Origin of the sequence: Microcoleus sp. T3_D1 (assembly GCF_036700405.1) — a bacterium.
In the GTDB taxonomy this organism is placed as follows: domain Bacteria; phylum Cyanobacteriota; class Cyanobacteriia; order Cyanobacteriales; family Microcoleaceae; genus Microcoleus.
Genome location: NZ_JAUBOV010000060.1, coordinates 42,001 through 48,000, shown reverse-complemented (window position 1 = coordinate 48,000; position 6,000 = coordinate 42,001). Strand labels below are relative to the sequence as shown.

Genomic DNA, 6,000 nt, shown 5'->3' with positions numbered 1-6,000 from the left:
TTGTACAATACGCGAGCGGGGACGCTCGCACTACAATAAAAAAAATGCTTTTTACAAAACTGAGATGCTCCCCTTCAGTCCCTCTTCAATGGGATAATTTAGGACTAAAGTCCTTACTACAAACTTAAAGATTGTCCCAGCCAATTCAGATAAGCATCGCTGCCAGCGATAATAGGAATAGCAATAATTTCGGGAACTTCATAGGAATGGAGTTCCTGAACTTTTGTTTTTAAAGCCTCAAATTTAGCCAAATCAGTTTTAATCAGCAACTGCCACTCTGACTCGGCATGAATCTCGCCTTGCCAACTATAAATCGAGCGAATTGGTGACAAACTCACACAAGCAGCCAGCTTGTTTTCAACTAGAGATTTCGCGAGATTCTCCGCTTCCGCCTCCGATGCCGCAGTTACCAGCACCACCCCAAAATTAATTGTCATAGTAATCAGTGAACAGTCAATCGATTTTAGATTTTAGATTTTAGATTTTAGCATTGACTTGCGCGAGATAAATACGTTCGGCTCCTTTATCGGATACAGGTTTTTTATTTCTCCACAGATGAATCACGTGGCGGGTATCCTGGATGCTTTCAGTCATCAGTGAACAGTCAACAGTCAACAGTCAACAATCAACCGTTAATCTCATTAACTTCCCAAGAATTGACTCTGCCAGCCCCAGCTAAGGAAAAATAGCGCCTAGTAGATTCCGGCAAAATAGCTCCCGCCAACAAAGCATTATCTAAATTAGCTCCTATTAACGTCGCCTCGCTCAAATCTGCAGCCATCAAATCTGCTTGACACAGCTTTGCCCAATTCAGATTTGCCCCTCTCAAACAACTTCCCCTCAACTTAGCCCCGGTTAAGTTTGCACCCGCCAACTTCACCCCCCGCAACTGAGCCGCGCTGAAATTCGCCCCCGCCAAATTCGAGCCTTCCAAATTAGCTCCCATTAGTTTAGCTTCACTGACGTTAACACCGCTTAAATCTGCACCGCAGAGATTCACCCCAGCCAACTGCGCTCGCCGCAAACTGACTCCTGTTAATTGAGCTCCAAAAAGTTTTGCACTATTGAGCCTTGCACCGTAAAGGTTGGCCCACTTAAAATTAGCTGCAGTCAGATTAGCGCCCAGCAAGTTAACTAATTGCAAGTCGGCGCTGCACAAATTGGCATTCCACAACACAGCACCCCGCAGGTTTGCGCCAGTTAAAGTTGCGCCGCTTAACTTTGCTCTCGGCATTTTTGCTTTTACCAAAAAAGCACCGCTGAGATTGGCTTTTGTCAAATCTGCACCTGAGAGTTGGGTTTCACCCATTTTGGCAAAAGTTAAATTTGTTCTGTGCAGCAGTGCACCTTTGAGTGTTGCTTTGGTGAGAAACGCCCTACTGAGGTTCGCCCCGGAAAGATTAGCTCGCGAAAGGTTGACTCCGATTAAGATTGCTCCGCTGAGGTCTTTCCCGCTGAGGTCGGCTCCAGTAAAGTCTCTTTGTCCTTTTTCGTAATTGTTGAGCAGTTCGCTAACTTCCATAGGGCGTGATACCTTCTATGATTGGGGGGGTTTCGATCGAGAAATCTCTAATCTTAAGGTTGTTTCAGAAATTAGACTGTTTCAGAAATTAGACTGTTCCAGCGTTTGCCTCAAACGGTATAAATCCCAATAACATCACTTTCTGTTTAAAGGCAATCTCTTAATAAAGATTTTATATCTTCCACGCGGTAGCGATCCCGGTTTCGGTATTTTTGAATTAAAAATTAATGTTTCTTGACATAGATAGTCATTGCTTAACGATCGACCGTTATTCGCAACTTCAGGCGCAGCGTGCCCTTGAATCCTGCAGGAGGTTGCCAGGAACTCAAGGCCCTCTTGAGAGCCTCTACGGCGTCTGTTGCTTGCAGCGTCGAGGTTTTAGTGTCGATTGCCAATCGGGCAACGCGGCCGTCTTGTACCAATAACTTCCATACCGTTTCACCGCTAACCCCCGCCGGGAGATTAACAGATTGCAGGTATTGAGTCAAATCCGCGATCGCCCCGGCATCCAACCCTTCGACGCTAACTACTTGGAGGCGAGAAGCCTTTGGCTGCGATGGTTGCAACTCACCGTAACCTCGCGGCGGCGCCATAGCAGGAGCTGGACTCACCGGTGCCGAGTTGCGATTCGAGGTAACGCTGCGAGTGCCGCCCCTAGTTGGCTCTGCCCCTCCAGACTCGAAAATACCCTCATAGCTGACACCCTGCGGCAATTCTACAGGCACTTGCACCCTGCGACGAGATCCATCGGGTTCGACTCGCACTTCTTCGCTCACAGCCACAAAAGCCGTGTATTCCGACAGCAAGCGATAAGTCAGAGCAGTATTAGTCACAGCTTCCACTAGAGATTTAGTCTCGCCACCAAACATTTGATTCATTAAATCTTTAATGCGCGATCGCGCCCAAAGTTGAGCTACCGCCGGATTGCCAAAATCCGTAGCGGTTGCTGTGACTGAAGTTGACTCCCGCTGCCGCCCGCCGGATTGAGCAAAATTAACAGGTAAAACTTGCTCGTAAGCTTTGCCGCCGGCAAGAGTGCCGCGGATGCGAAGTTGGCCGTTAGTTCGATCGGTCTTTTTGCCAAACAAAACCAGTGGCCCACTCGCAAACAAGTCTGGGGGTGCGATCGGATAAATCTCCGGTTTTTCCCCCATTCCTTCCCAACTAATTTGAATATTAGTCAATACCGGACGATTAATTTCACGAAAAAACTTTTCTGCTGCTTCTGCTGACGGTTCATCTTGACGAATTACTTGAGATGTGCCTCTTCCCACTTCCGCCAAACGGTTGAGCAAAAACCGATTCACCGAACCCCCGACACCAAAACTATAAAGTCGATTTCCCGGTTTCAGACTCTGCTTAACCAGAGCCAAAACTTCATTTTCATTACCAATGTAACCATCCGTAATTAATACAATACTCCGCAGCCTTCCCGTAGCCGCCGCCGGAAAATTCATCACTGCTTGAATGCCGTTAAGCAGTTCACTGCCTCCGTTAGCCTGCAACTTTTCGATATAATTAATTGCGCTTTGTCGATTTTCTGCCGTATTCGCTAAAGGAGTAGTTGAAAGCGCTTGCGTAGTGTTGGCAAAATCAATAATAGTAAAAGTATCGTTGGGATTCAGTCCTTGAATGAAGCGGCGCATCAACTCCTTAGATTTTGCTAGTGGTTCGCCCTTTTGAGAACCGGAAGTATCCATCAGAAACACGACATCTTTAGGTACAATTTCATTAGTTTGGTAGTTTAATGCCGGAATCAAATAAGTAGCAAAATGACCGCCCCGCTGGTCGGATTGAGTCAAGACAGTTGAGCGCGTATTTTCGCCCGCCACTCGATAGCGCAAAATTAAATCTTTATTGGGAATTGTGTCAGAATTGGCTAATTGGACTTGCACAATATTTCCCCTGCGGTCAGTTGTAATTTGATGGGAAGTAGAGCGGACATCGCCGATCGCAACTCCGGCATCTATTTCTACCGAAACAGCAATATTGTGACCCGATCGCGTTCCCGGAGGCAAAACAGGCGGGTTAATGCGATCGGCATCGGTATTAACCCCCCCCTGCCCCCCCCTTGCTAAGGGGGGGAATTGAGAATCGCCCTCCCTTGCTAAGGGGGGGAATTGAGAATCGCCCCCCCTTAGCAAGGGGGGGTTGGGGGGGGTCGAATTTCCCGAAATATAGCGAGGCCCTACCACCATTGGAAACACAAATTCGTAATCGCCGCCAGCAAACTTGAGACTTTCGGTGTAGCGAATCGTAACTTCAATTTTTTCTCCCGGTTTGATATTAGCCAGAGACTGAGTAAAAATATTGTCGCGTTCTTGTTCCAACAAACCAGCACTCCGGCCTTGCTTTCTGGCTTGTTCGTACATTTCCAAAGCTTCCTCGCGGCGTTTGATATCAGCTTTAATAATTCGTGAGCCTATTTTAATTTCCATATCATCCACCGCCGCTTCATCGGGCAAAGGAAATACATAAACAGCTTCTATAGATTCGGGAAAAGGATTTTCAAATTTCTGAACAACTTCGACGCGGGAGATATTGCCAGCTATTTTGGCTTTAACTTCCGTCTGCTTGAGAGGAAAGACTTGTTCTGGGGTCGTATTGGGAGTTTTGACGAACAAACCGCCGACAGGACAGCGATTTTGTGGCGATCGTCCGCCATTGCAATTAACATCGTTACTAGCGAGGATTTTCGGCGACACAGACGAATAATTTTCCCCAGGATCTTTTGCCCGCGCTGCATGGGGAGCAAGCCACGCGCCACACTCTATCGCAGCGAGCAATGCGATACCAGCACAAAGCAACCGTTGAGGGGATAGAACGCAGACAAACTTCATAGCTGTTTTTTTTAGCAGACTTGAGGTGCTTTGTGTATCATGACTTTACGATTGCCGAAACGTTCCTGAGTTAGCTTTTTGGGAAAAATGACTGAGCGCGCAGGGCTGATTTTAGATTTTGGATTTACCCCACAGATAAATCTGGGAGCTTGAACTAGGGTCTAAAATTTTTATCTTTCCACGACTCCTGTACGTGGCAGCGTATCCGTTTTTGGGCTGGGTCAATGCTTCAATTCTAAAATCTAAAATCTAAAATCTAAAATCTAAAATCGATTGACTCGCCTAGGGGCGGACTGGGCGCTGGAACTTTTGTCGAAGCCATGATTGCTCAGGGCGGCTGCTGTCGGCCGCTTGATCCGTATTTGGGTGAGGTCGGTTGGGGCGATCGTCCGCGAACCCAACCTAGAAGATTGTATGATAGTTAAATAATTAAATAACTCTAACCTCAACCTCTCAATCTCTAATAAATTGAAAAAGCCATGAATTTTATTAACCCCAAAACCGACTTTGCATTTAAAAAAATCTTCGGCTCTGCTGAGAGTAAGGACATTTTGATGAGTTTCTTGAATGCCATGCTCTACGAAGCACAGCCCGTCATCGAAGATTTAGAAATTATCGATCCCTATTTAGCTCCCAAAATCAAAGGAGTAAAAGATACTTACTTGGATGTCAAAGCTAAGATTGATGGCAACAAAACGGTAATTATTGAAATGCAAGTATTGAATGTAGAGTCCTTCGAGAAGCGGATTTTATACAATGCCACTAAAGCTTATTCAATGCAGCTAACCACAGGAAGCCGTTACAGCTTGTTAAACCCTGTGATTGCTCTGACGATTACAGATTTTCAAATGTTTGAGGATCTGGAAACAGTGATTTCGCGCTTTGTTTTCAAAGAAAAAAGTTTTTCAACCGAATATCTAGCGGATGAATTTGAACTTGTATTTGTTGAACTGCCCAAATTTGACAAGACATTACAGGAGTTAGAAACGCTGACAGATAAGTGGATATATTTCATGAAAACTGCTCAAATTTTACGGTCTGTTCCCGAAGAGTTGGGAAATGTGCCGGAACTCAGGCAGGCTTTTGCAATTGCGAATGAAGCGAATCTCGATCCTGATGAATTGGAAGATTTAGAAAGGCGCGAAATTTTTATTCAAGACCAGCGCGGTGCAATTACCAAAGCTACTAGAATCGGGAGAGAACAAGGTATCGAACAAGGCATCGAACAAGGCATCAAACAAGGAAAGTTGGAGTTAGTTGTGCGGCTGTTGGAGCGCCGTGTCGGCCCGTTGTCGTCGGAGATTCAAACTCGCATCAGTCAGTTATCCGCTGAGCAATTAGAGAATTTAGGAGAGGCAGTTTTAGATTTGACCAGTGTCTCAGATGTGACAGATCGGTTACAGACATATTTGTGAGGAAGGGAAAAAAGCCAGGGTGAATGTGGTTTTCTCCGAAGATCGATCGCCCTTGACTGGTATCAGTCCAAAGCGCACTGATGAACAATCCACTGTTTTGAAATTGGCGATTAAGCTCAAAACCCCTGCAAACCGCCAGATCGAGGTCGTGGGCCACTCGTCCTATCCCCAGCCGTATTTGATAAATGGTCAAACACTGCTGGACAATTTTTGATTTTAGCTC

Annotated in this window: 4 protein-coding genes; 1 reads left to right on the top strand and 3 read right to left on the bottom strand. The window is 46.0% G+C overall.

Annotation, left to right across the window (positions count from 1 at the left end; genetic code table 11):
- Positions 1-116 precede the first annotated feature (116 nt).
- From cutA to QT992_RS23495, 3 genes are all read right to left on the bottom strand, one after another.
- The gene (cutA, locus tag QT992_RS23505; RefSeq protein ID WP_333315819.1) at positions 117-437 is read right to left on the bottom strand and encodes a divalent-cation tolerance protein CutA; all 321 of its coding nucleotides are present in this window, start codon (positions 435-437) and stop codon (positions 117-119) included.
- A gap of 188 nt (positions 438-625) precedes the next feature.
- Positions 626-1,522 (bottom strand): pentapeptide repeat-containing protein, encoded by an 897-nt coding sequence (locus tag QT992_RS23500; RefSeq protein WP_333315820.1) that lies wholly within the window; start codon positions 1,520-1,522, stop codon positions 626-628.
- 254 nt (positions 1,523-1,776) lie between these two features.
- On the bottom strand, positions 1,777-4,362 hold the full coding sequence (locus QT992_RS23495) for a VIT domain-containing protein (protein WP_333377831.1): 2,586 nt from the start codon (positions 4,360-4,362) through the stop codon (positions 1,777-1,779).
- Between the two features lie 479 nt (positions 4,363-4,841).
- Between QT992_RS23495 and QT992_RS23490 the strand changes: the two genes are divergently transcribed.
- Positions 4,842-5,777: an Rpn family recombination-promoting nuclease/putative transposase gene (locus QT992_RS23490; protein ID WP_333377829.1), complete on the top strand. Its 936-nt coding sequence runs from the start codon at positions 4,842-4,844 to the stop codon at positions 5,775-5,777.
- Positions 5,778-6,000 lie beyond the last annotated feature (223 nt).

Coding starts and splice junctions, on each gene's coding strand:
- QT992_RS23495 (WP_333377831.1), bottom strand. CDS start 4,362: ATGAAGTTTGTCTGCGTTCTATCCCCTCAACGGTTGCTTTGTGCTGGT.
- QT992_RS23490 (WP_333377829.1), top strand. CDS start 4,842: ATGAATTTTATTAACCCCAAAACCGACTTTGCATTTAAAAAAATCTTC.
- cutA (WP_333315819.1), bottom strand. CDS start 437: ATGACAATTAATTTTGGGGTGGTGCTGGTAACTGCGGCATCGGAGGCG.
- QT992_RS23500 (WP_333315820.1), bottom strand. CDS start 1,522: ATGGAAGTTAGCGAACTGCTCAACAATTACGAAAAAGGACAAAGAGAC.